Here is a 24778-nt window from a genome sequence, read left to right as displayed (position 1 = left end):
CCGTCCTCCTCAGACCATCGCCAGCACGGACGCGGGGCGGGCCAGCACGGCACCGACGTCGGCGAGGAAGCGCGCGGCCTGCTCCCCGTCGACGACACGGTGGTCGAACGACAGCGTCAGCGTCATGACGTCGCGCAGCGCCACGGACCCGTCGTGCTCCCACGGGCGTCGCCGGACCTGGCCGACGGCCAGGATCCCCGCCTGCCCCGGGACGAGGATCGGGACGCCGCCGTCGACGCCGAACACGCCGATGTTGGTGATCGTGAACGTGCCTCCCGCCAGGTCGGCCGGAGCGGTCGTCCCCGCGCGCGCCGCCTCGGTGAGCGCCGCGAGCGCGTCGGCCAGCTCGGGCAGGCGCCGCTGGTCGGCGTCGTGCACGACGGGGACGAGCAGGCCGCGAGGCGTGGCGGCGGCGATGCCCAGGCCGACGTGCGCCGGCTGCACGATCGCCCCCGCGTCGTCCCACCGTGCGTGCAGCTCGGGCGTGCGGGCGAGCGCGAGCAGGACGGCCTTGGCGACGAGGGTCAGGACTGTGACGCGGCGCCCGTCGAGCGCCGGGTCCGCCCGCAGCTGCGCCAGCAGCGCCGTCGTGGCGGTGACGTCGAGCGTGAGGTGGACCGACGCGTGCGGTGCGGTGAACGCGCTCGCGACCATCGCCTCCGCCGTGCGGCGGCGGACGCCGGTCACGGGCACGCGGACGCCGTCGGCGGCCACCGCCTCACGGACGGCCTCGTGCGTCTGCGTGTGCGCGTGCCCGTGCGCCGGCGACGCGTGCGTCGGACGCGGTGCGTCGTCGTGCTCCGCCGGTCGCAGGACGTGCAGGACGTCGTCGCGCGTGACCTGCCCGCCAGGGCCGGAGCCGTGCACCTTGTCGAGGTCGACGCCGAGGTCGTGCGCGAGCTTGCGCACGGGCGGGGTCGGGCGTGGGCGGCCGGAGCTCGTGGTCGACGGGGCGTCCGCAGGGGGCTCGGTCGTCTCGGCCGGGCTCGCCGTCCGTGGACGCTCGGCGAGCGCGACGGCGCTCCCGGAACCGTTCGGCGTGTGCGGGTGCGCGGCCAGCCACGACGCCGACCTGGGCTTCCGGCGGGGCCGGGCGGACGCCTCCACGAGCGGCCCGTAGCCGACGAGCACCGACGTCCGCTCGGGGACGGCGGGGGTCTCCGGCACCGCGGGCGGCTCCGGCGCGGCGGGCGCGGCGGGTGGCCCCGCGGCCGGGGGTGTGCCGGACGACGCGTCGTCGTCTGCCTCGGGTCGGGGCACCGACGGCGAGGGCGCGCCGGAGGGCGCCGCGGGGTCGGCCGGCTCGTCGACCGCGATCGTCAGCAGACCACCGCCGACCGCGACGGTGGTGCCGGCCTCGACGAGCAGCTCGGCGACGCGCCCGGCGTACGGCGACGGCAGCTGCACCAGGGCCTTGGCGGTCTCGACCTCGGCGACCACCTGGTTGAGCGTCACGGTGTCGCCGACGGCGACGAGCCACTCGACGAGGTCCGACTCCGTCAGGCCTTCGCCGAGGTCGGGCAGCGTCACGGTCCGGGTCGTGGTCATGACGCCCTCCCGGTGACGAGACGGTGGCCGGCGCCGCCCGCGGCCCGGACCCCCGCGGGCGGCGGTGGTCCGCCGAGGTCGACGCCGCTCAGCGAGTGCGGCCGCCCGAGCACGCGGTCGACGGCGTCGAGGACACGGTCGAGGTCGGGCAGGAAGTGCTCCTCGACCGCGGCGGGCGGGTACGGTACGTCGAACCCCGTGACGCGCGCGACGGGCGCGGCGAGCACGTCGAAGCACCGCTCCGTGACGCTCGCGGCGATCTCCGCGCCGAGCCCGCCGTGGCGCTGCGCCTCGTGCGTCACGACGAGCCGCCGGGTGCGCCGCACGGAGTCCTCGAGCGTGTCGAGGTCGAGCGGCGACAGGGACCGCAGGTCGACGACCTCGACGGAGATGCCGTCGTCCTGCGCGGCGAGCGCGGCGTCGCGCGCCGTCAGCACGAGCGGGCCGTACGCGGCCACCGTCACGTCTGTCCCGGGCGCGACCACGCGCGCCCGGTCGAGCGGCAGCGCGCCGTCGAGCGACTCGTCGACCTCGTCCTTGACCCAGTACCGCCGCTTGGGCTCCAGGAGCACGACGGGGTCGTCGCAGGCGACGGCCTGCCGGATCATCGTGTGCGCGTCCTGCGGGCCGCCGGGCGTGACGACCCGTAGCCCCGGCGTGTGCGCGAAGTACGCCTCGGGCGACTCGGAGTGGTGCTCGACCGCCCCGATCCCGCCGCCGTAGGGGATGCGCACCGTGATCGGCATCCGCACCGCGCCCTGCGTCCGGTAGTGCAGGCGGGCGACCTGGGTGACGAGCTGGTCGAACGCGGGGAAGACGAACCCGTCGAACTGGATCTCGACGACGGGCCGGTAGCCGCGGTACGCGAGCCCGACGGCGACGCCGAGGATGCCCGCCTCGGCGAGCGGGGTGTCGCGGACCCGGTCGGCGCCGAACTCGCGCTGCAGCCCGTCGGTCACACGGAAGACGCCGCCGAGCGTGCCGATGTCCTCGCCGAGCAGCACGACCGTCGGGTCGTCGTGGAGCGCGTGCCGCAGCCCGGCGGTGATCGCCGCGGCGGTCGTCACCGGGCTCATGACGCGTCCCCCTCGAGCATCGCGCGGTACGCGGCGTGCTCGCGACGCTGCCGCTCCAGCCAGGCCGTGGGCTCCACGAGGACGTGGTCGAACAGGGTGTCGGACGGGGGAGGGGTGAGCGCGTAGCAGCCGTCCCGCATCGCCTGCGCGAACGCGTCGGCGCGGCCCGCGACGGCCCGGGCACCCTCGTCGTCCAGCGCGCCGCGGGCCCGCAGCAGCCGCTCGACGCGCGTGACCGGGTCGCGCGCCGTCCAGTGCTCGCGCACCGCGGGGTCGGCGTACCGGGTGGGGTCGTCGGACGTCGTGTGCGGACCCATCCGGTAGGTGACCGCCTCGACGAGCGTCGGGCCCTCGCCGCGGCGGGCGCGGTCGAGCGCCGCGCGCGTGACGGCGAGGACCGCCAGCACGTCGTTGCCGTCGACGCGCACGCCCGGGAACCCGTACCCGGCGGCCCGGGTGGCGATCGGCGTGCGGGTCTGCAGGTCGACGGGCTCCGAGATCGCCCACTGGTTGTTCTGGCAGAAGAACACGACGGGCGCGCCGCCGCTCGCGGCGAACACCATCGCCTCGTGCACGTCGCCCTGGCTCGTCGCGCCGTCGCCGAAGTACGCGACGACCGCGGAGTCGACCCCGTCGAGCCGGCAGCCCAGCGCGTACCCGGTGGCGTGCAGCGCCTGCGCGCCCACGACGATCTGCGGCGTCGCCATGTTGAGGTCGCGCGGGTCCCACCCGGACTGCGTCGTCCCGCGCCACACGCGCACGAGGTCCGTCGGGGTTGCACCGCGGCAGTACGCGACGCCGTTCTCGCGGTAGCTGCCGAACACGAAGTCGTTGGCGCGCAGCGCCCGGGCGGAGCCGACCTGCGCGGCCTCCTGACCGTTGAGCGGCGGCCACAGGCCGAGCTGGCCCTGCCGTTGCAGGGCGACCGCCTCGGTGTCGAAGCGGCGGACGACGACCATGTCCTCGTAGAGGGCGAGCAGCGCGTCGTCGTCGACGTCCGCGACCCAGGGGTCGTGCTCGGGGCGGTCGAGCCGGGTGCCGGCTGGGGTCAGGAGCCGGACGAGGTCGCCCTCGTCGGACGGGACGTCGCCGTCCCGCGTGGCCGTCGGCGCGGCCGCTCCGTGGTCGTGAGGGCTGGTCCGGGCAGGCCCGGCTGACACATCTGAACGCAACATGTTCCGCTCCGTCGTCGGCGGAGCCGTGCTCTTGTGAAGCGGTGGCCCCATTGCCTGATGTCCCGCCAGCGTAGGTCCGCAAGGGACCTTGTGCCCATCACCCGGTGTCGCGCGTCGGTGCGCCGGGCTCAGCCGACGGGTGGCCGAGGGCGGCGAGCGCCATGCGTTCGAGCAGGTCACGCGTGCGGGAGCGGCTCACGCCGCGGGCGCTGTGCGGGGTCGAGTTGAGGAGGCCGAACGTGGCCTGCGCGCGCAGGCGCAGCTCGGGCCGGTCGGTGGAGGGGTCGAGGTGCGCGAGGACGTCGACCCAGAGGTCGACGTAGCGTCGTTGCAGGTCGCGGACCTCCTCCTGGTCGGGGGCGGCGAGTGCGGCGAGGTCGCGGTCCTGCACGCGGATGACGTCGGGCTCGGCGAGGGCGAAGTCGGCGTGGAAGCGGACGAGGGCGGTGAGCGCGTCGCTGGCGGTGGGTGCGTCGGCGACCACCCGGCGGCCGCCGACGAGCAGCCCCTCGCTGACGCCGGCGAGCAGTGCGACGAGCACGGCCTGCTTGCTCGGGAAGTGCCGGTAGACGGCCGGGCCGCTCACCCCGACGGCGGCCCCCAGGTCCTCGAGCGAGACGCCGTCGAACCCGTGCCGGGCGAACAGCCGTGCCGCGGCGTCGAGCAGCGCGGCCCGCCGCTCGGCCTTGGCCCGCCCGCGCGCCGTGCTCGGTGGGGCGCCGGTGCTCGCGAGGTCGTCAGTACCGGTCGAGGTCGTCCGTTCGGGCTGACGACCTCGACCCGAGGTGACGACCTCGTCGGCGGGTCGTGGCGTCATGGGGCGCTCCCTGTCGTGGACAACCGGGCGTAGGCCCGTTAGCGTCGTTTGAGTTAGCGATCGTTAACTGTAGTGGAGCAGTCGATGGGGACCCTCCGCACGACCGCGGACCCGACCGCACCCGGGTTCGCCGCGAACACGGCTGCGCAGCGCGCGCTCGTCGACGAGCTGCGCGACCGGCTGCGCACCGCCGCGCTCGGCGGCCCGGACACCGCACGCGAGCGGCACGTCGCACGCGGCAAGCTGCTGGCGCGCGAGCGCGTCGACGTGCTGCTCGACGAGGGCAGCCCGTTCCTCGAGATCGCCCCGCTCGCGGCCCACGGCGTCTACGCCGACGACGCACCGGCGGCCGGCGTCGTCGCGGGCATCGGGCTCGTCGCCGGGCGGCACGTCATGGTCGTCGCCAACGACGCGACCGTGAAGGGCGGCACCTACTACCCGCTCACCGTCAAGAAGCACCTGCGGGCGCAGGAGATCGCCCGCGAGAACCGGCTGCCGTGCGTCTACCTCGTCGACTCCGGCGGCGCGTTCCTGCCGATGCAGGACGAGGTGTTCCCGGACCGCGACCACTTCGGCCGGATCTTCTTCCACCAGGCCCGCATGTCCGCCGAGGGGATCCCGCAGGTCGCGTGCGTCATGGGCTCGTGCACCGCAGGCGGCGCCTACGTGCCGGCGATGTCCGACGAGACCGTCATCGTGCGGGACCAGGGCACGATCTTCCTCGGCGGCCCGCCGCTGGTGAAGGCCGCGACCGGGGAGGTCGTGACCGCCGAGGAGCTCGGCGGCGGCGAGCTGCACGCGCGCACGTCCGGCGTCACCGACCACCTCGCCGACGACGACGCGCACGCCCTCGCGATCGTCCGCGACGTCGTCGCCACGCTGCCCGCGCCCGGCCCTCCGGCGTGGGACGTGGTCGAGAGCCGGCCGCCCGCGCTCGACGAGGACGGGCTCTACGGCGTCGTCCCGCCCGACCTGCAGACGCCCTACGACGTGCACGAGGTCGTCGCCCGGCTCGTCGACGGCAGCGAGCTGCACGAGTTCAAGCGCGAGTACGGCACCACGCTCGTCACCGGGTTCGCGCGCCTGCACGGCCACCCCGTCGGGATCGTCGCGAACAACGGCGTGCTGTTCTCCGAGTCCGCGCTCAAGGGCGCGCACTTCGTCGAGCTCTGCGACCAGCGCGGCGTGCCGCTCGTGTTCCTGCAGAACATCTCCGGCTTCATGGTCGGGCGCGCCTACGAGGCCGGCGGCATCGCGAAGCACGGCGCCAAGATGGTGACCGCCGTCGCGACCACCCGCGTCCCGAAGCTCACGGTCGTCATCGGCGGCTCGTTCGGCGCCGGGAACTACTCCATGTGCGGGCGGGCCTACTCGCCGCGGTTCCTGTGGATGTGGCCGGGCGCGCGCATCTCCGTCATGGGCGGGGCGCAGGCGTCGTCCGTGCTGGCCACCGTCCGGCGGGAGCAGCTCGAGGCGCGCGGCGAGACCTGGGACACCGACGACGAGGAGGCGTTCCGCGCCGCCCTGCGCGAGCAGTACGAGACCCAGGGCAGCCCGTACTGGTCGACCGCGCGGCTGTGGGACGACGGGATCATCGACCCGGCCGACACCCGCCGCGTCCTCGGCATGGCCCTCGACGTGTGCGCGCGCGTCCCGCTCGCCGAGCCGCACCTCGGCCTGTTCCGGATGTGACGGCGATGACCACGACAGCCACCGCCGCGACCCGCGCGGCCTTCGCCCGGCCGTTCGCGACCGTGCTCGTCGCCAACCGCGGGGAGATCGCGTGCCGGGTCATGGCGACCTTGCGCCGGCTCGGCATCCGGTCCGTGGGCGTCTGGAGCGACGCCGACCGCGACGCGCGGCATGTCGCGCTCGCGGACCTCGCGGTGCGGCTCGGGCCTGCCGAGCCGCGGCTCAGCTACCTCGACGTCGACGCGGTCGTCCGGGTCGCGGTCGCGACGGGCGCCGACGCGGTGCACCCGGGGTACGGGTTCCTCTCGGAGAACCCCGACCTGGCGCGCGCGTGCGCCGACGCCGGGATCGTGTTCGTCGGCCCGGGCGTGCGGGCGCTCGACGTCATGGGCGACAAGATCCGCGCCAAGGACCACGTCAGCGCGGCGGGCGTGCCGGTGATCCCCGGCGCACCGCTCACGGACGACGAGGACCCGGCCGTCGTCGCCGCACGCGTCGGGTACCCGCTGCTGGTCAAGCCGTCCGCGGGTGGCGGCGGCAAGGGGATGACCGTCGTCGCGGAGCCGGGGGCGCTGGACGACGCGCTGGCCGCGTCGCGGCGGGTCGCGCGGGCCGCGTTCGGCGACGACACCCTGCTGCTCGAGCGGTACGTGCGCGCGCCCCGGCACATCGAGGTCCAGCTGCTCGCCGACGCCCACGGCGGCGTCGTGCACCTCGGCGAGCGCGAGTGCTCGCTGCAGCGGCGGCACCAGAAGGTTGTCGAGGAGGCGCCGTCGCCGCGGCTCGACGCCGCGACACGCGCCCGGATCGGCGCGGCGGCGTGCGACGTCGCGCGCAGCGTCGACTACGTCGGCGCCGGGACCGTGGAGTTCCTCGTGTCCGACGAGGCACCCACGGAGTTCTTCTTCATGGAGATGAACACGCGGCTGCAGGTCGAGCACCCCGTGACCGAGCTCGTCACCGGCCTGGACCTGGTCGAGTGGCAGCTGCGCGTCGCCGCGGGGGAGCCGCTCGGGTTCGCGCAGGACGACGTGCGGCTCACCGGGCACGCCGTCGAGGCGCGCGTGTACGCGGAGGACCCGTCGCGCGACTTCCTGCCCACCACCGGGAGGATCCTGGTGCTCGACGAGCCGACCGGCGAGGGCGTGCGCGTCGACAGCGCGCTGCAGCCCGGGCTGGTCGTCGGCACGACGTACGACCCGATGCTCGCGAAGGTCGTCGCGTGGGGGGCCGACCGCCCCGAGGCGTTGCGGCGGCTGGACGCCGCCCTGGCCCGCACGACGGTCCTCGGGGTCCGCACCAACGTCGGCTTCCTGCGTCACCTCCTCGCCGGCCCCGACGTGCGCGCCGGCCACCTCGACACGGGCCTCCTCGCCCGCATCGACGCCGCAGCCCCGGGCCCGGTGCCCGTGCCGGACGCTGCCTGCGTCGCCGCCGTCCTGTGGCGGCAGGCGACCGCGACCGCCACCGCGTGGAGAGCCGACGGCTGGCGCCTCGCGGGCGGCACTCCCGTCCGCCGCTGGGTGACCGCGGACGACCGGGAGGTCGAGGTCCGCCTCACCCCCGCCGAGACAGCGACATTCCCCCGAGACCGCCACATGCATGTCGCGGTCTCGGGGGAAGGTGTCGATCTCGACGGCGGAGTGGGGGGCAGGAGCGGGGCGGGGCACGTGGTCGTGCTGGGGGACGGGGCCGGGCTCCTCGCGCGGCTCGTGCGCGGCGGGGTGGACAGCGGGCTGCTCGACCTCGACGGCGTGACGCGGCCTGTGCGGATCGCCGTCGACGGGGGCGTCACGTGGGTCGCCGTCGACGGGACGACGCACGACCTGCGCGTCCACGGGCTCGCCGAGCACCACGCCGCGCGCCTCGCCGTCCGCCGGTCCGGCGCGACCGGCAGCCCCGGCGGTCCCGGCAGTCCGGCGGCCCCCGAGGTTCGCGCCCCCATGCCCGGCGTCGTCGTCGCCGTCGACGCCGCGACCGGCGACCACGTCGTCGCCGGCCAGCCGCTGCTCACGATCGAGGCGATGAAGATGGAGCACCGCCTCGCCGCCCCTCGTGACGGCGTCGTCACCCTCACGGTCCGACCGGCCGACCGGGTGTCGCTCGACCACGTGGTCGCCACCATCACCCCGCACCCCCACGAAGGGACCCCGGAATGAGCCACGACCTGACGCCCGAGCAGCGCAAGCTCCGCGACGAGGTGCGGGACTTCGCCGACCACGTCGTCGCGCCCGCCGCCTACGAGTACGACACGAAGCGCGAGCTGCCGTACGAGATCCTCGCGCAGATGGGGGAGATGGGGCTGTTCGGCCTGCCCTTCCCGCGCGAGTACGGCGGGCAGGACCGCGACATGTTCGACCTGTGCCTGGCCGTCGAGGAGCTCGGCCGCGTCGACCAGTCCATCGGCGTCACGCTCGAGGCCGGCGTCGGTCTCGGGGCCATGCCCGTGTTCCGGCACGGCACCGACGCGCAGAAGGAGGAGTGGCTGCCGCTGCTCGCGTCGGGACGTGGGCTCGCGGCCTTCGGGCTGACCGAGGCGGACGCCGGGTCCGACGCGGGCGGCACGCGCACCACGGCACGGCTCGAGGACGGCGAGTGGGTGATCGACGGCTCCAAGCAGTTCATCACCAACTCCGGCACCCGGATCACGCGCCTGCTGACGATCACCGCCGTGACGGGCGAGCGCGTGCGCGACGACGGCACGAGGACGAAGGAGCTCACCGCGATCCTCGTCCCCGCCGGCACCCCGGGGCTCACCGTCCTGCCGGCCTACGACAAGGTCGGCTGGCACACGTCCGACACGCACCCGCTGCGCTTCGAGGACCTGCGCGTGCCCGAGGCGAACCTGCTCGGCACGCGCGGACGCGGGTTCGCGCAGTTCATCCAGGCGCTCGACGAGGGCCGGGTCGCCATCGCCGCGCTGTGCACCGGTGCCGCGCAGGGCTGCCTCGAGGAGGCCATGCGGTACGCCCGCAGCCGCAACGTCTTCGGGCACCCCATCGGCGAGAACCAGCACATCGCGTTCAAGATCGCGCGCATGGAGTCGCGCGTGCACGCCGCCCGCCTCGCGTGGCAGGACGCGGCACGGCGGCTCGTCGCCGGGCAGCCGTTCAAGCTCGAGGCCAGCCTCGCGAAGCTGCTCGGCAGCGAGGCGGCGATGGACAACGCGCGCGACGCGACCCAGATCTTCGGCGGGTACGGCGTGCTCAACGAGAACGCCGTCGCACGGCACTACCGCGACTCGAAGATCCTCGAGATCGGCGAGGGCACGACGGAGGTGCAGCTCATGGTCATCGCACGCGAGCTCGGGTTCTCGGGGGCGCCTCGATGACGGACGAGGTCGTGCAGCGCGGGCTCTACTACGAGGAGCTCGGGGTCGGCGTGCGCTACCTCCACCGCCCGGGTCGCACGCTCACCGAGGCCGACAACGTGCTGTTCAGCACCCTGACGATGAACCCGCAGGCGCTGCACCTCGACGCCGCCTGGTCCGCGACCCAGCCGTTCGGCGCGCGGCTGGTGAACTCGATGATGACGCTGGCCGTGCTCGTGGGCTCGTCCGTCGCGCAGCTCACGCAGGGCACCATCGTCGCCAACCTCGGCCTGACCGACGTCCGCTTCCCGCACCCGCTGTTCCACGGCGACACCCTCTACGCCGAGACGGTCGTGACGGACAGACGGCTGTCGACCTCGCGGCCCGGACAGGGAGTCGTGACGCTCGCGCACACCGGGCGCAACCAGGACGGCGTCGTCGTCGCCGAGGCGACCCGCTCGGTCTTGTTCTGGTGCCGGGACGCCGCGCCGTGACCGCGTTCACGCTCGGCCCGGCGCTGCTGTTCTGCCCCGCGGACCGGCCCGACCGCTACGCCAAGGCCGCCGCCGTCGCCGACGGGGTGGTCCTCGACCTGGAGGACGCGGTCCGGCCCGAGGCCAAGCCCGCCGCACGCGACGCCGTCGTCGCCGCCGACCTCGACCCGGCGCGCACCGTGGTGCGCGTGAACCCGGCCGGCACACCCGACCTCGACAAGGACCTGCGCGCGCTCGCCTCGTCGCCGTTCCGCACGCTCATGCTCGCGAAGACGGCGTCCGCCGCCGACGTGCGGGCGCTCGACGGGTACGACGTCGTGGCCCTCGTCGAGACGGCCGCGGGCGTGCTGCACGCCGCCGAGATCGCCGCCGAGACGTCCGTCGTGGCGCTCCTGTGGGGCGCCGACGACCTCGTCGCATCGCTCGGCGGCACGTCGAGCCGCCACCCCGACGGCACCTACCGGGATGTCGCCCGGCACGCGCGCTCGGTCGTCCTCGTCGCCGCCGGAGCGCACGGGAAGGCCGTGGTCGACGCGGTCCACATGGACATCGAGGACCACGCCGGCCTGAGCGCGGAGGCCGCCGACGCCGCTGCGGTCGGCTGCGTGGCGACCGCGTGCATCCACCCGGGCCAGGTCGACGTCGTGCGTGCCGCCTACCGGCCCACGGACGGCCAGGTCGCGTGGGCCCAGGCCCTGCTGGCGCAGGCGGAGCGGGAGCGTGGCGTCTTCCGGTTCGAGGGGCGCATGGTCGACGGTCCCGTCCTGCGGCAGGCCGCCGACGTCCTGCGGCGCGCGACGCGCTGAGCGCCCCGGCACGCGCCCCGCCCGGCACGCGCCCCCGTCGGCACGCGCCCTCGCCCGGCACCGAACCGCGCGTCCCGCCGGTACGGCCCGGTCCGGTGGCGCCCGGCGGGTCGCGGACTACCGTCGGGAGGACGCGTGGGGGAGCGGCGCGTGACGACCCGGGACCGGGGAGCGACCATGAGCACGACCGACGAGCAGGGCACCGGCGGACGGGACGACGAGGCCGAGGAGCTCGCGCAGGGCGGAGGCGTCGGACTGGGCGCGGGCGAGCCGACGACGTTCGAGCCGGAGGAGGACCCGGAGGCGCCGGCCGCCGGCCCCTCGAGCTGACGAGCCGGCGGCCTCGTGCAGGGGACGACACGGGCGGTGCACACCGTCACGGCCGGTGCACGGGCGCTGCGTCGGCGCCCAGCACCGTCACGTCGCCCGAGTGCGAGACGACCGCGGCGACCACGACGACCGACTCGGTCCGGAGAGACGTCCGCCAGCCGGGCTGCCCGACGAGCTCGGCCACGACCGGGTCGGTGAAGCGCAGCGGCTCGTCCGCGGACGTCGAGGAGAGCGTGGCGCTCACGTCGAGCGCGAGGACCGTGAGCGTCCCGTCGGCGACGCCGAAGGCCCGCGACGCACCACCACGCCCGAACGGGTCCTCCTGGTCGCCCCAGGCCTGCACCGTGAGCGACTGCACGACGGCGCCGAGCTCGTCCACGGGCAGCAGGTCGTGCCGCACCTCGGCGAGGTCACCCATCGCGACGACGCCCGTGCCGTCGCCCGTCGCCAGGTAGTGCTCGACCGCGTCGAGGGCCCCGGCAGCACGTGCGAGGTCGTCCTCCGTCGGGGCGTGCGAGATCGGACCGTCGGCGGCGCGCAGGGTGGTGCCCGCGGGAACCGACGCCTCCGCACGAACGTGCCACGCGTCGAGGACGTCGCGTCGCTCGAGCAGGCGCACGAACGGCGGCGCGGTCTCGTCGCCCGCGGCTTGGGCGAGCAGGACGCGGTAGAGCGGGTAGGACGTGAAGCTCGGATCGATCTCCTCGAGCGTCACCAGCTCGTACGTCGACCCGTCGACGGGCGTACCGTCCGTCGCGGCGCGGGCGAGCTCGATGCGCGTGCTGAGCTCCCTGATCTCCAGCTCCGGCCCGCCGGTGACCTGCGCCCAGGCGGACGGGTCGCCGGCGGCTGCCGCCTGCGAGGCCACCTGGTACGGGTGCGGGGTTGGCTCGGGCTCGCTCTGCTCGGCGGCGGTGAGCGCGGGGCGTTCGGGGCGCGCGGCGCGATCGGCGAGTCCGGGGACGGGCGAGCAGCCCGCGAGGGCCGTGGCACCCGCTACCGCAGCGCCGACGGCGACGAGGCGCCGGCGGACGCCCGGCTCGACGCGCTGAGCAGCACGCTCGACGTCCTCCGGTGTGGTCGCCGGCACCCGCTCGTGCGCGTCGGTGGACGTCGTGCGCGGACGTCCCGCCCCGCCCCGCAGCAGCAGGACCAGGCCGGTGCCGACGAGCAGCCCACCACCGACGGCGCAGGCCGCGGCGACCGTGAACGCCGAGTTGATCTCCAGACCCACGCCGAACCGGATCGGAGCGGCCGGGACGGCGGTGGCGACGACGACCGCGACCGGCTCGTCGGTGAGCGGGACGTCGATCGAGCGAGTCCCTGCGCCGCGGTCCTCGGCCGTCCAGAACGTCGCGGCCGCCACGTCGAGCGGCGCCGCGTCCGGCGCTCCGCGGACGTCACCGACGGGCCGTCCGTCCGCGCCGACGCGCTTGACCACGAGACGGCGCGCCACCCCGGTGTACGACGCGACGTCGACGGGGTGCGCCGACCCGACCAGGACGTCCCCGCTCTCGGCGCGCGCCTCGACGTGCAGCGTCACCCCGGTGAGCGGCACGAGGTCGTGCGGGACGACCACAGCCTGCACGCCGGCGGGCGCGGCACGCTCGCGCAGGTCGACGCGGTCGTCCGGCCCGACGAGCACGGCGGCTGCGGTCCCGAGCAGGAGTGGTACGGCTCCGACGACGATGCAGAGCACGGCGATGACGCGGCGCATGAGGCCCCCTTCGACTGGTCGCCGCCGAAGGTAGTGAGGGCACGCCGACGCCCGTGCAGTTCATCCACAGCCTCCGGACCGGCGGACCCCCGAGTCCGCACGCTCCGAAGCCCGAGGTCACGGCCGCGCCGGGACCTCGCGGCGGGGCGGGCCGTCGTACAGGCTCAGGGGTCGGATGAGCGAGTTGGACGCGAGCTGCTCCATGACGTGCGCGGTCCACCCGACGACGCGGCTCGCGGCGAACAGGGGCGTGAACGTCGGGGTGTCGAAGCCCATGAGGTGGTAGGCGGGACCGGTGGGGTAGTCGAGGTTGGGCAGGATGCCGGTGCGCGCTGCCATCGCGTCCTCGAGCGCGAGGTACAGGTCGAGCAGGTCCGGCCGGTCGTAGTGCTCGACGAGCGTGCCGAGCCAGCGGCGCATGGTCGGCACGCGGGAGTCGCCGTGCTTGTAGACGCGGTGCCCGAACCCCATGACCTTGCGCTTCGCGGCGATCTCGGCGTCGAGCCACGCGGCGGCCCGGTCGGCGGTCCCGATCTGCGCGAACGTCGCCATGACCGCCTCGTTGGCACCGCCGTGCAGCGGGCCCTTGAGCGCGCCGACGGCGCCGGTCACGGCCGAGTGCAGGTCCGACAGGGTCGAGGCGATGACGCGCGCGGTGAACGTCGACGCGTTGAAGGAGTGCTCCGCGTACAGAACGAGCGACACCTCGAACGCCCGCAGGACGACGGGGTCGGGCACCTCGCCGAACGTCATCCAGAAGAGGTTGTCGGCGAACTTGAGGTCGTCGCGCGGCTCGATCGGGTCCAGGCCGCGGCGCCTGCGCTGGTCGACGGCGACGACGGCGGGGATCTGCGCGAGCAGCCGGACGGACTTGGCGAGGTTCGCCTCGGGCGACGGGTCCTGCGCGGACGGGTCGTGCGCGCCGATGATGCTCACGGCGGTGCGCACGACGTCCATCGGGTGGCACGTCGTCGGCAGCGCGAGCACGGCGTCGATGACCGCGCCGGGCAACGCGCGCTGCGACCGGCCGCGGCCCTGGAAGGCGGCGAGCTCGTCCGGCGTGGGCAGCTCGCCGTGCCACAGGAGGTACGCGACCTCCTCGAACACGCAGCGTTCCGCGAGCTGGTCCGCGGGGTAGCCGCGGTAGAGCAGCGAGTTGCTCTCGGGGTCCACCGACGAGATCGCGGTCGTGTCCACGACCACGCCTGCGAGCCCCTTGTGGATCTCGGTCATCGAACCTCCATCGCCGTTGACGGATGCACAGACGCCCTCGTGAGGCGTCACAGCCGGAAGGTGAACACGTCCTCGTCGAACTGGTTGTAGGACGCGTAGTCGAGCAGGTCGTACAGCTCCGCGCGCGTCTGCATGCGGTCGACGACGCCCTCCTGCGTCCCGGTGCGCAGGATCTCGTCGAGCCCGGCGTCGGCGGCGCCCATCGCGAGGCGCAGCAGCGTGACCGGGTAGATGACGATGTTCATGCCGAGGTCGGTGAGCTCCTGCACGGTGAGCAGCCGGCCCTTGCCGAACTCGGTCATGTTGGCGAGCAGCGGCACGTCGAGCGCGGCGCGGAACGCCGCGAACTCCTCCGGGCCGGTGAGCGCCTCGGGGAACACCGCGTCGGCCCCCGCGTCGACGAGCGAACGCGCGCGGTCGATCGCTGCGTCGAGCCCCATGACGGCGCGCGCGTCGGTGCGGGCGACGAGCAGGAAGTGCGGGTCGCGGCGCCCGTCGACGGCGGCACGGATGCGCCGTAGCGCGGTCTCGTCGTCGACGACGTCCTTGCCGTCGAGGTGCCCGCACCGCTTGGGGTTGACCTGGTCCTCGATGTGGCAGCCCGCGAGGCCCGCGTCCTCGAGGCCCTGCACGGTGCGCGCGACGTTCATGGGCTCGCCGAACCCGGTGTCGGCGTCGACGAGCGACGGCAGCCCGGTCATGCGGGCGACCTGCCCGGCGCGCGTGGTGACCTCGGTCGCCGTCGTCAGGCCGATGTCCGGCAGCCCGAGCTCGGCCGACAGCACCGCACCGGACACGTAGACGCCGTCGAAGCCCTTGCGCTCGATGAGCCGCGCCGACAGGGGGTTGAACGCGCCGGGCATCCGCAGCAGCCGCCCCGACGCGAGGGCCTCCCGGAGCGCGACCCGCTTCTCGGCGGGCGTCGGCGTCGCGTACAGCATCAGAAGAGTCCTTCCGGGGCGGGGACGGCGTCGAGGAGAGCCGGAGGTGCGACGAGGGTGAGCCCGTCGAGCTCGTCCGCCCGCAGCGACGGCAGCCGCTGCGCGACGTCGAGGAACCGCTCGACCTCGGTGTCGTCGAGCACGCCCGCGGCGAGCGTGCGGAGCTTGGCGACGTAGTCGGGGCGCGTGAACGGGCGGGCACCGAGCGGGTGCGCGTCGGCGACGGCGATCTCGGCGACGACGACCTCGCCACCGGTCGTCGTGATCTCGACGCGCCCGCCGAACGCCTTCTCGGCGGGGTCGCTCGAGTGGTAGCGCGCGGTCCAGGCCGGGTCCTCGGTCGTGGTGACCTTCTGCCACAGGGCGACGGTGTCCGGCCGGGCGGCGCGCTGCGGGGCGTAGGAGTCGACGTGGTGCCACGTCCCGTCCTGCAGCGCGACCGTGAAGATGTACGGGATCGAGTGGTCGAGCGTCTCGCGCGACGCGGCCGGGTCGTACTTCTGCGGGTCCTGCGCACCCGACCCGATGACGTAGTGGGTGTGGTGCGAGGTGTGGATCACGACCGACGCGACCCGGTCCGGGTCGGTGAGGTCCGGACGCTCACGGTGCAGTCGGCGCGCGAGGTCGATGAGCGCCTGCGACTGGTACTCCGCGGAGTGTTCCTTGGTGTAGGTGTCGAGGATCGCCGTCTTGGGCTCGCCCGGTGCGGGCAGGGGCACGTCGTAGGACGCCGACGGCCCGTCGAGCATCCACGCGACGACGCCGTCCTCGCCCTCGTAGATCGGGCTCGGCGCACCTTCGCCACGCATCGCCCGGTCCACCGCCTCGATCGCGACCTTGCCCGCGAAGGCGGGCGCGTAGGCCTTCCACGACGAGATCTCGCCCTTGCGCGACTGCCGCGTCGCGGTCGTGGTGTGCAGCGCCTGCCCGACGGCCTGGAACGTCACCTCGGGCGGCAGGTCGAGCAGCGTGCCGAGCCCGGCCGCGACGGACGGGCCGAGGTGCGCGACGTGGTCGATCTTGTGCGCGTGCAGGCTGACGGCCCGCACGAGGTCCACCTGGATCTCGTAGCCGGTGGCGATCGCGCGGACGAGGTCCGCACCGGTGCGGCCGGTGTGCTGGGCGACGGCGACGAGCGGCGGGATGTTGTCGCCGGGGTGGGAGTAGTCGGCGGCGAGGAACGTGTCGTGGAAGTCGAGCTCCCGCACCGCGACGCCGTTCGCCCACGCGGCCCACTCCGGGGACACGCGCCGGTCCGGCGCGAGCCCGGACACGGTGGCGCCGTGGCGCTCCGACGACGACGGGTGCGGGTGCGCGACGGCCTGCGCGCGGGCGGCGACGACGGGCGGCCTCGTGAGCGACGCCGCGGTGACGGCGGCGTTGTCGATGACACGGTTCACCACCATCTCGACGACCTCGTCGGGCACCGCGACCGGGTCGGCCGCGACCTCGGCGATCGCCCACGCGAGCTGCTCGCCGCGCGGCAGCCGGTCGGCGCTCGGGTGGACGCGCAGGTGGTGCGTGCGGGGCATGCGTCTCCGTCCCTCGTCGGACGCGCCGACCCGCAGGTCGACGGTGCTGGCCGGCGCGCCGGTGCGCCTGCCACGAGCCGAGGCTAGCCGTCACCGCCCGGCGTGGCCCGCCTCCGCGCGTGCCGGTGCGTCGACCGGGTGACCCGCACCGTGTCGTACCCCCGTGTCCGACGGCCGACCTGGACTGCGCGCCGTGCCCACCCGCGCGTGTTCGCCACCGCCTCGCCTGGGCGATGACGGGCGAACGGGCTGGCGCGGTTCGGTGCGCGCCGTGGGGGTGCCGCGCCCGGCGGAGGCGCGCGACCTGCTCGCACGGGTGACGCCGGACTGACCGTCCTGTCGCGGATGCGCGACAGGACGGTCAGGGCCAGCATGGGTCGGTCGGGGCCAGGACGGTGCCCCGGCCTGCCGGCAGGACGACGACGTTCGACGGGGGCAGCACCATGAGCGGGTTCGGCGCACGACGGGGATGGGTAGCGACCGGAGGGGCTGCCTTGCTGGCGGCCGGCCTCGCGGCGGGAGGGGTCGCGCCGGGCGGCCTCGCGACCGGGCAGGACGACGTGCAGCGCGGGGGCGGTGGGCGCGGCCCGTCGGGCACCGCCAAGAACGTCGTCCTCGTCGTCGGCGACGGCCTGAGCATCGCCGCCCGTGACGCGATCCGCCTCTCCACCGTCGGCAAGGACGGCCTCCTGGCGATGGACCAGCTCCGCTACGCCGGCTGGACCGCCACCGACTCCGCGGACCCGGACGACGCCGTGACCGACTCGGCAGCGGCCGCGACCGCGTTCGCGACGGGGGTGCGCACCTACAACGGGGCGGTGGCCGTCGACGTCGACGGCAACCCCGTCCGTACGCTCCTCGAGCACGCGAAGGCGCTGCGCAAGGCGACCGGGCTCGTCACGACCGCCCAGGTCACCGACGCGACCCCGGCCGCGTTCGGCGCGCACGTGCCCGACCGCGGCACCCAGACGGAGATCGCCCGCCAGCTCGTCGAGGTGTCCCGGCCGGACGTCATCCTCGGTGGCGGCGAGGACTGGTGGTACCCGACGGGAGACGAGGGCGCCTACCCCGACGACCCGGCCGACCCGCGGCCCGAGGTGAGCCGCAGCACCATCGGCAACCTCGTCGAGCGTGCGCAGGAGGTCGGCTACACCTACGTGAGCACCGCGGCGGAGCTCGAGGCCGCCGATGCCGACCGTCTGCTCGGGCTGTTCGCCAACGAGGAGATGTTCGAGCAGGCACCCGAGGGCCAGGGCGACGAGTACGCGCCCGTCGTGCCGCTCGCCACCATGACGGCGAAGGCGCTCGACGTCCTGTCGCAGGACCGCCACGGGTTCTTCCTGCTCGTCGAGGAGGAGGGCGTCGACGAGATGGCGCACGCCAACAACGGCGCCCTCACGCTCGCGGCGGGGCAGGCGCTCGACGAGACCGTCGCGGTGGTCCGTGACTTCGCTCAGCGCCACCGCAACACGCTCGTCGTCGTCGTCGGCGACCACGAGACGGGCGGCCTGGCCGTCGAGAACGTCGACCCCGAGGACGAGAGCGGCGATCCCGCGAGCACCGACCCGGGCGTGCTGCAGAGCCTCGAGGACGGACCGTTCCCGGTCGCCGGGAGCGACCTGCAGTTCACGATCGACTGGACGACGAGCGGCCACACGGGCGCCGCGACGCCGCTGACTGCCGAGGGCCCCGGCGCCGAGCGCCTGGCCCGCTCGCAGCGCAACACCGACGTGTTCGACGTCGTCCTGGACGCGATGCACGGCCGACGCTGACCGGCCCCGCTCGACGCGAAGAGCGCGCCGCCCGGTCCTAGAGTCGCCGCATGGAGCGGGACTGGGCAGGGGCGCGGTTCGCGTTCGCCGAGGCGGCGGGCTGGTTCGCTGCGACCGCGACGCAGGTCGGGGACAGGTGGGACGCACCGGGGCTCGGCGAGTGGGACGTGCGTGCGCTCGTCGGGCACACCAGCCGGGCGCTGCTGACCGTCGAGGCGTACCTCGAGCAGCCGGCGCTGGACGTGGAGGTGCCGACGGCGACCGACTACTACCGCGCGACGCGCGCGATCGCGGCGGGGCCGGACGTCGCCGAGCGGGGGCGCGCGGCCGGCGCGGCGCTGGGCGACGACCCCGCGGCGGCGGTCGCGGAGATCGTCGACCGCGTGCCGCCGTCGCTCGCCTCGCGCACCGGCGACGAGCTGCTGACGACGGTCGCGGGCGGGATGCGGCTGCGCGACTACCTGCCGACCCGGACGTTCGAGCTCGTCGTGCACACGCTCGACCTGGCGGCGGCCCTCGGGGAGGACGCCGAGCCTCCGGCGCTCGGCGCGGCCGAGGCGGTGTCGGTGCTCGCGGACCTCGCGGTCGCCGACGGGCACGTGGGCACGCTGCTGCGCGCGGCGACCGGTCGGACGGCGCTGCCGCACGGCTTCAGCGTGCTCTGAGGGCCGGAACGACCGCTCCGTGAGACGGCGCCCGGCGTGGTCCGGGCCCCACCCGCGTGTCGGCGGGCGTGCCGGGCGTGCCTAGGACCTTCGGCGCCGCTGCGCGGGGCGGGCCGCGGCTACCGTCCCGCCATGGCCGACCCCCGTGGCTTCCTCAAGACGCGCGAGCGCGAGCTGCCCGCGGACCGCCCGGTCGCGGTGCGGATCCTCGACTGGGACGAGGTCCACGCGCACCCGCGCGGCGACGCGGCCTACCTCGAGACGCTGCACCGGCAGGCGGGACGCTGCATGGACTGCGGCGTGCCGTTCTGCCACCACGCGTGCCCGCTGGGCAACCTCATGCCCGAGTGGAACGACCTCACGTGGCGCGGCCAGTGGCAGGACGCGAGCGACCGGCTGCACCTGACGAACAACTTCCCCGAGATCACGGGCCGCCTGTGCCCCGCGCCGTGCGAGGCGGCGTGCGTGCTCGGCATCAACGAGCCGCCCGTGACGATCCGCAACGTCGAGCTGTCGATCACGGAGGAGGCGTTCGACCGCGGCCTGGTCCACCCCGAGCAGGTGCACCGGATGACGGAGTGCACGGTCGCGGTCGTCGGGTCGGGGCCTGCGGGCCTCGCGGCGGCGCAGCAGCTCACGCGGGCGGGGCACAGCGTCACGGTGTTCGAACGGGCGGACGCCCCGGGCGGCCTGCTGCGGTTCGGCATCCCCGAGTACAAGCTCCCGGCGTCGGTCATGGAGCGTCGTCTCGACGTCATGCGGGCCGAGGGGACGCAGTTCCGCTGCGGCGTCGAGGTCGGGCGCGACGTCACGGGCGACGACCTGCGGCGCCGGTTCGACGCGGTCGTCGTGACCACGGGCTCGACCGTCCCGCGCGACCTGCCGATCCCGGGCCGTGAGCTGCGCGGAGTGCTCCCGGCGATGGAGTACCTGGTCCCGGCGAACCACGCGGCGACCGGGGCGCCCCTGACCGACGCGGAGGTCGCGACGGGGCTCGACGTCGTCGTCATCGGCGGAGGCGACACCGGCGCGGACTGCGTCGGCACGGCGGTCCGCCAGGGCGCGCGCTCGATCACGCAGCTCGAGATCCTCGCGGAGCCGCCGCACGCCCGTCCGGCGGAGCAGCCCTGGCCGACGTACCCGACGGTGTTCCGCGTCTCGACGTCGCACGAGGAGGGCGGAGAGCGGGTCTTCGCGGTGAGCTCGCTGCGTCTCGACGGCGACGACGACGGCCGGGTCAGCGGTCTGCACGTCGTCGACGTGGAGCGTGTCGACGGACGGTTCGAGCCCGTCGCTGGCACGGAGCGGGTGCTCCCGGCACAGCTCGTCGTCCTGGCGCTCGGGTTCGTCGGGCCGGAGCGCGGCGGGCTGGCCGAGCAGCTGGGCCTGACGACGGACGCGCGCGGCGCGTTCGAGCGGGCCGACGACTTCTCCACCGCGACGCCGGGCGTGTTCGTCGCGGGCGACTGCGGGCGTGGTCAGTCGCTCGTCGTGTGGGCGATCGCCGAGGGACGTGCGGCGGCGGCTGCCGTCGACCACCACCTGACGGGCCGGTCGGAGCTCCCGGCCCCCATCCGCGCGAGCACGGTGGCGATGCGCGCCTGACCGTGTGACGGACCGGACGCTCAGCGCGGCGCCGGGCGCGGCACGTTCCACGTCCGGCGGGTCTCCAGCACCCAGAAGACGAGGAACAGCGCGATCTCGTACCACTCGACGAACAGCGTGGTGTAGCGCCAGCCCGCCGCGCGCAGCACCACGAGCAGCACCCCGCCGAGCAGCATGAGGATCGCGAGCACCCGGTACGTCGCGCGGAACGCCGTCGGCTGGCCGTCGACCGGCCACCCGTGGCTCGCGACCGCCAGCGCCAGGCTCACCACCAGCAGGTACGCGGCGCTCAGGTGCACGCCGCCGAACGCGTCGCCCTCGACGAGCCGGTAGAACACGAGCAGGACGAACGCGACCCACAGCGCGCCCAGGGCGAGGAACGCGAGCCGGCGCTTGGGCGTCGCCATGAGCGTCTGGGGGGACAGCTGACGCGTGCGCCAGTCCGCGAGCAGGAAGGCCGCGGTCACCAGGAGCGCGCCGATCACGGTCACGCGCAGCGCGTCGACGGTCTCGGCACGCTGCGCGGGCCCCATGCCGTCGAGCGACTCCGCGAGGCCGGTGGGCACGAGCGCCACGAACACCGCGTAGAAGCCCGCGAGGTTGAGCGCGAAGTCCTCGATCGGCGGGTCGCCGCGGTACGCGACGAGGCAGACCGCGATCCCGATCATCGCGCCGACGAACGTGTCGCGGATCGGGCCGAGGTAGTACGCGCTGAGTGACGTCTCGAACCGTCCCGTCACGACGAAGATCAGCAGCGTCCCGACGAGCAGCAACGTCGGCAGCGCGACGAGGATCAGTCGCAGGTGACGGTAGGTGTCCCGGGCCACGGGGTCCTGTCCGGCGGTCGGGGCCGGGGGCGGGGCGTCGTCGCTCACGTGGGCATCGTCCCGCGTCGACCCGCCCCCGGCACGCCCGACCAGCGCGCGGGACGCGACGTCATGCGCCGTCGGCGAGCACCTCCAGCAGACGCGCCGCGAACGCCTCCGGTACGCCGCCGTACCCGTTCGCCGGGTCCAGGAAGCCGCCGTGGTCGCCGGGGAACACGGTGAGCTCGAGGCCGAGCCGTGCCGCGAGCGCCTCGGGCGCGCGCCAGGTCAGCAGGTCGCGGCTCTCCTCCCCGACGGCCAGCACGATCCGCGTCGGTGCGGCCGCGAGGGCGTCGACGTCCGGGCGGTACGCCGTGACGGGTGCGGACACGCCGGACAGGAGCGCGTCGTCGCGGCGGCCGTCGTCGTCGCTGGGGAAGCCGAACTGCGCCGGGTCGACGGGCTCGCGGACGACGTCGTCCGTGATCTCGCCCTTCCACGACGCGAGGGCGATGAACGTCGCCATGCCCGTGCCCCAGCCGTGCCGCTGGTACGCCTCGTCGACGCGGCGACCCGCGGCGGCGGCCGCCTCGGCGTCGGGCAGGACCGTGAGCAGCGGCGGCTCGTGCGCGACGAGCGTGCGGACGTCCTCGGGGTGCGCGGTGACGAGCGCGAGACCCGTGATCGCGCCGCCGCTCGAGCCGAACAGGTCGACGGGCCCCGCGCCGAGCGCCCCGACGAGCGCGTGCAGGTCCTCCGCCTGCACGACGGGGTCGTTCGTCGTCCCGCCGTCGTGCCGCGTGCTGCGCCCGAGCCCGCGGGGGTCGTACGTGACGGCGGTGCGACCGGTCAGCAGCGACGCGAGCTTGTGGAAGTACGGGCCCTCCATGGGCTGACCCACGACGAGCACCGGCGGCCGGCCGTCCGCGGTCGGCAGGGGGCCGTGCACGTCGTAGGCGAGCGTCGCACCGGGGACGTCGAGGGTGCGGGTCTCCGTGGTGGTGGTCATGGCGTGCTCCTCGGGTCGGCGGTCGCGGACGACGACGCCCGCTCACCACCACAGACTCCCGCACGCGCCGGAACTCGTCGGGGTGGACGACGCGGATCCGGTCGCGCGGCGCCTCAGACGCAGGCCCCGCCTGCCGATCCCTCGGACGTGACTCCAGACGAGCCGGTGACGCCCGGGCGACCCGCGACCCTGCCGACGTCACCGACCGGCCGCACGCCGCAGTGGGTCGTGGACGAGCACCGGCGCCGGCACGAGGTGCCGAGCGACGGCGCCGCCGGCGACGCGACCGCCGACCACCTCGCGGCCGGACCGGCCCACCGCGAGGTGCCGGTGGTCGACGACCCGGCCGCCCCGCGCCCTGGCGTCGACGGTCACGCGGCCGGGCGCCCGGCGGTCGACCTCCCGGCGACCGCGGCGGCGGTGCGCGCGTCAGGACCCCCCGAGGACGACGCGAACGCGCTGCTGAGCGACGCGTGGGTGGACCGCACCCGGGCCACGCGCAGCCCCGGCCGGGCCGTGCGCGCGTCCCGGTCGCCCGGACGTCCGACGGCGTGGCCGCCGCGACGCCGGCCCTGGTTGACGCGGCTCGTCGTCGTGACCGTGCTCGCCGCGCTGGTCGCGACGTTCGGCCCGCACTCGCTCGACGAGACCCGGGACCTCGTGGGTCGGGTCACGAGCGCACGTCTCGAGGTGCGCGACGGTGCCGTGACGCTCGGGGTGCACGGGGACGCGCTGCCGCCCGCCGGTGTCGATCTCGCCGCCGAACGCCTCGCGCCCGTGCCGCCGCTGCGCGAGGTCAGCCGTGCGCACGCGTTCCTCCAGACGCAGCCCGGGGGGACGGCGCCCGTCTCGTTCGACCCGTGCCGACCCGTCCACTACGTCGTGCGTCCCGACGGCGCCCCGGCGGGCGGTGCGGCGCTCGTCGACGAGGCGGTCCAGCGGCTGTCCGCCGCGACCGGCCTGGTGTTCGTCGACGACGGCGAGACCGACGAGGGCCCGTCGGACGACCGCAGCGCCTACCAGCCCGACCGGTACGGCGAGCGCTGGGCGCCGGTGCTCGTCACCTGGTCCGACGAGACCGAGGACCCGCGGCTCGCGGGCTCGGTCGCGGGCGTCGGCGGGCCCGTGACGACCGTCGTCGGCGACCACCCGCGCGTCACGGTGTCGGGGTCGGTCTCGCTCGACGCGGCCGGGATCACCGAGATCCTCGCGACCCCCGACGGCACCGCGATCGCCCGCTCGGTGGTCGTGCACGAGCTCGCGCACGTCGTCGGGCTCGCGCACGTCGACGACCCGACGCAGCTCATGGCGCCGCGCTCCGACCCGGGCGTCACCGAGCTCCAGGCGGGCGACCTCACGGGCCTCGCGCTCGCCGGTGCGGGGGCCTGCGCGCCCTGGCTCTGACCCGGGGCCGTCCGCGGGCGGTGCTCGGTCGGCGCGCCGGACCCGCGACGGTGCGCGAGGCAGCGGCCGGCCTGTCGGACCGTGCCGCTAGGGTCCCGCGCATGACCGGACCCGTGGGGTGGCGCGTCGCCGTGGCCGACGCCGACCGCTGGGAGGACGTGCGCACCGTGCTGGCGTCGCGCGCCGACGGTGCGCGGTGCTGGTGCCAGCGGTACCGGATGGCACCGCGGGAGACGTGGGCCGGGGTCGGCGCCGAGGCGCTCGAGGCGCGGCTGCGCGCGCAGGTCGCGGACGTCAGCGGGCCGGCCACGGCCGTCGGCCTCGTCGGGTACCTGCACGACGACCCCGTCGGCTGGTGCGCCGTCGCGCCCCGACGGGACCACGACCGGCTGCTGCTGCGTACCCGCGTGCCGTGGGAGGGGCGCGACGAGGACCGCCAGGATCCCGGCGTGTGGGCGGTGACGTGCTTCGTCACGCGGGCCGGGTACGGGCGCGAGGGCGTGGCGACGGCCCTCGCCGCGGCCGCGGTCGACGTCGCCCGGCGTGCGGGGGCGCGGGCCGTCGAGGCGTACCCGATGACGACGACCGCCGCGCTGCCGGTCGAGCTGCATCCCGGGACCGTCGCCATGTTCGTGGCCGCGGGGATGCGCGAGGTGCGCCGGTCCGGTCGCCGGGCGGTGGTCCGCCTCGACCTCTGACCGACCGGGCGGCCGGGCGACCGGGCACGACGCGGTCCACCCGCTCGTCCTCCTCGTCGCCGCCGTGCCGGAGGCGGCGACGCGGGAGAGCCGACGTGCTCCGGGTGGGATGCGCTTGCCTGTGACGTCCGACTCATCGTGCGGATCC

The 24778-nt window shown here is 75.3% G+C and carries 21 protein-coding genes; 11 read left to right on the top strand and 10 right to left on the bottom strand.

Annotated elements, in window-relative coordinates; all coding sequences use genetic code 11:
- Nucleotides 1–9 precede the first annotated feature (9 nt).
- The 4 genes from CELF_RS12935 to CELF_RS12920 all read right to left on the bottom strand — a co-directional run bounded on the left by CELF_RS12935 (nt 10) and on the right by CELF_RS12920 (nt 4616).
- Nucleotides 10–1548, bottom strand: a complete 1539-nt coding sequence (locus CELF_RS12935; protein ID WP_013771714.1) for a dihydrolipoamide acetyltransferase family protein — start codon at nt 1546–1548, stop codon at nt 10–12.
- Nucleotides 1545–2624, bottom strand: coding sequence for an alpha-ketoacid dehydrogenase subunit beta (locus tag CELF_RS12930; protein ID WP_013771713.1), 1080 nt, complete (start codon nt 2622–2624; stop codon nt 1545–1547). The genes CELF_RS12935 and CELF_RS12930 overlap by 4 nt, the downstream gene beginning before the upstream one ends.
- Nucleotides 2621–3799, bottom strand: coding sequence for a pyruvate dehydrogenase (acetyl-transferring) E1 component subunit alpha (gene pdhA, locus CELF_RS12925; RefSeq protein WP_013771712.1), 1179 nt, complete (start codon nt 3797–3799; stop codon nt 2621–2623). The genes CELF_RS12930 and pdhA overlap by 4 nt, the downstream gene beginning before the upstream one ends.
- A gap of 97 nt (nt 3800–3896) precedes the next feature.
- Complete coding sequence (locus tag CELF_RS12920; RefSeq protein ID WP_013771711.1) at nt 3897–4616, bottom strand: SACE_7040 family transcriptional regulator; 720 nt, start codon at nt 4614–4616, stop codon at nt 3897–3899.
- Nucleotides 4617–4700: 84 nt separating this feature from the next.
- Between CELF_RS12920 and CELF_RS12915 the strand changes: the two genes are divergently transcribed.
- The 6 genes from CELF_RS12915 to CELF_RS20475 all read left to right on the top strand — a co-directional run bounded on the left by CELF_RS12915 (nt 4701) and on the right by CELF_RS20475 (nt 11248).
- Nucleotides 4701–6308, top strand: coding sequence for a carboxyl transferase domain-containing protein (locus CELF_RS12915; protein WP_013771710.1), 1608 nt, complete (start codon nt 4701–4703; stop codon nt 6306–6308).
- 5 nt (nt 6309–6313) lie between these two features.
- A complete protein-coding gene (locus CELF_RS12910) occupies nt 6314–8467 on the top strand; it encodes an acetyl/propionyl/methylcrotonyl-CoA carboxylase subunit alpha (RefSeq protein ID WP_013771709.1) in 2154 nt (717 codons plus the stop codon).
- Nucleotides 8464–9639 (top strand): acyl-CoA dehydrogenase family protein, encoded by a 1176-nt coding sequence (locus tag CELF_RS12905; protein WP_013771708.1) that lies wholly within the window; start codon nt 8464–8466, stop codon nt 9637–9639. The genes CELF_RS12910 and CELF_RS12905 overlap by 4 nt, the downstream gene beginning before the upstream one ends.
- Nucleotides 9636–10112 carry a MaoC family dehydratase gene (locus CELF_RS12900; RefSeq protein ID WP_013771707.1) on the top strand — a complete coding sequence of 159 codons (477 nt, stop codon included), beginning with the start codon at nt 9636–9638 and terminating at the stop codon, nt 10110–10112. The genes CELF_RS12905 and CELF_RS12900 overlap by 4 nt, the downstream gene beginning before the upstream one ends.
- Nucleotides 10109–10918: an HpcH/HpaI aldolase/citrate lyase family protein gene (locus CELF_RS12895; RefSeq protein WP_013771706.1), complete on the top strand. Its 810-nt coding sequence runs from the start codon at nt 10109–10111 to the stop codon at nt 10916–10918. Before CELF_RS12900 ends, CELF_RS12895 begins: the two co-directional genes overlap by 4 nt.
- Before the next feature lie 177 nt (nt 10919–11095).
- On the top strand, nt 11096–11248 hold the full coding sequence (locus CELF_RS20475) for a hypothetical protein (protein WP_157457163.1): 153 nt from the start codon (nt 11096–11098) through the stop codon (nt 11246–11248).
- Nucleotides 11249–11294: 46 nt separating this feature from the next.
- On the opposite strand, the gene CELF_RS12890 is transcribed toward CELF_RS20475, so the two are convergent.
- The 4 genes from CELF_RS12890 to CELF_RS12875 form a co-directional block, all read right to left on the bottom strand.
- Nucleotides 11295–12965: a hypothetical protein gene (locus tag CELF_RS12890; RefSeq protein WP_013771704.1), complete on the bottom strand. Its 1671-nt coding sequence runs from the start codon at nt 12963–12965 to the stop codon at nt 11295–11297.
- Between the two features lie 117 nt (nt 12966–13082).
- Nucleotides 13083–14198, bottom strand: a complete 1116-nt coding sequence (locus CELF_RS12885; protein ID WP_013771703.1) for a bifunctional 2-methylcitrate synthase/citrate synthase — start codon at nt 14196–14198, stop codon at nt 13083–13085.
- Nucleotides 14199–14245: 47 nt separating this feature from the next.
- Nucleotides 14246–15139 (bottom strand): methylisocitrate lyase, encoded by an 894-nt coding sequence (gene prpB, locus CELF_RS12880; protein WP_013771702.1) that lies wholly within the window; start codon nt 15137–15139, stop codon nt 14246–14248.
- Entirely contained in the window at nt 15139–16671 is a 1533-nt protein-coding gene (locus CELF_RS12875; RefSeq protein WP_013771701.1) for an MmgE/PrpD family protein, read from the bottom strand. The genes prpB and CELF_RS12875 overlap by 1 nt, the downstream gene beginning before the upstream one ends.
- 494 nt (nt 16672–17165) lie before the next feature.
- Here CELF_RS12875 and CELF_RS12870 point away from each other — a divergent pair, with 494 nt between their 5' ends.
- The 3 genes from CELF_RS12870 (at nt 17166) to CELF_RS12860 (ending at nt 20713) form a co-directional block, all read left to right on the top strand.
- On the top strand, nt 17166–18443 hold the full coding sequence (locus CELF_RS12870) for an alkaline phosphatase (RefSeq protein ID WP_013771700.1): 1278 nt from the start codon (nt 17166–17168) through the stop codon (nt 18441–18443).
- A 50-nt stretch (nt 18444–18493) separates the two neighbouring features.
- Nucleotides 18494–19108 (top strand): maleylpyruvate isomerase N-terminal domain-containing protein, encoded by a 615-nt coding sequence (locus CELF_RS12865; protein WP_013771699.1) that lies wholly within the window; start codon nt 18494–18496, stop codon nt 19106–19108.
- 132 nt (nt 19109–19240) lie between these two features.
- Nucleotides 19241–20713, top strand: coding sequence for a glutamate synthase subunit beta (locus CELF_RS12860; protein ID WP_013771698.1), 1473 nt, complete (start codon nt 19241–19243; stop codon nt 20711–20713).
- 20 nt (nt 20714–20733) lie between these two features.
- On the opposite strand, the gene CELF_RS12855 is transcribed toward CELF_RS12860, so the two are convergent.
- On the bottom strand, nt 20734–21588 hold the full coding sequence (locus CELF_RS12855) for a hypothetical protein (protein ID WP_013771697.1): 855 nt from the start codon (nt 21586–21588) through the stop codon (nt 20734–20736).
- A gap of 61 nt (nt 21589–21649) precedes the next feature.
- Complete coding sequence (locus tag CELF_RS12850) at nt 21650–22528, bottom strand: alpha/beta fold hydrolase (RefSeq protein ID WP_013771696.1); 879 nt, start codon at nt 22526–22528, stop codon at nt 21650–21652.
- Between the two features lie 147 nt (nt 22529–22675).
- On the opposite strand from CELF_RS12850, the gene CELF_RS19580 reads away from it, so the two are divergent.
- Nucleotides 22676–23932 (top strand): matrixin family metalloprotease, encoded by a 1257-nt coding sequence (locus tag CELF_RS19580; protein WP_157457162.1) that lies wholly within the window; start codon nt 22676–22678, stop codon nt 23930–23932.
- A 101-nt stretch (nt 23933–24033) separates the two neighbouring features.
- Nucleotides 24034–24630, top strand: a complete 597-nt coding sequence (locus CELF_RS12840) for a GNAT family N-acetyltransferase (RefSeq protein WP_013771694.1) — start codon at nt 24034–24036, stop codon at nt 24628–24630.
- The last annotated feature ends 148 nt before the right edge of the window (nt 24631–24778 follow it).

Origin of the sequence: Cellulomonas fimi ATCC 484, assembly GCF_000212695.1 — a bacterium.
Lineage (GTDB): Bacteria > Actinomycetota > Actinomycetes > Actinomycetales > Cellulomonadaceae > Cellulomonas > Cellulomonas fimi.
Note: the sequence above shows the minus strand (reverse complement) of the source record. Positions and strands in the feature narration are given on the sequence as shown.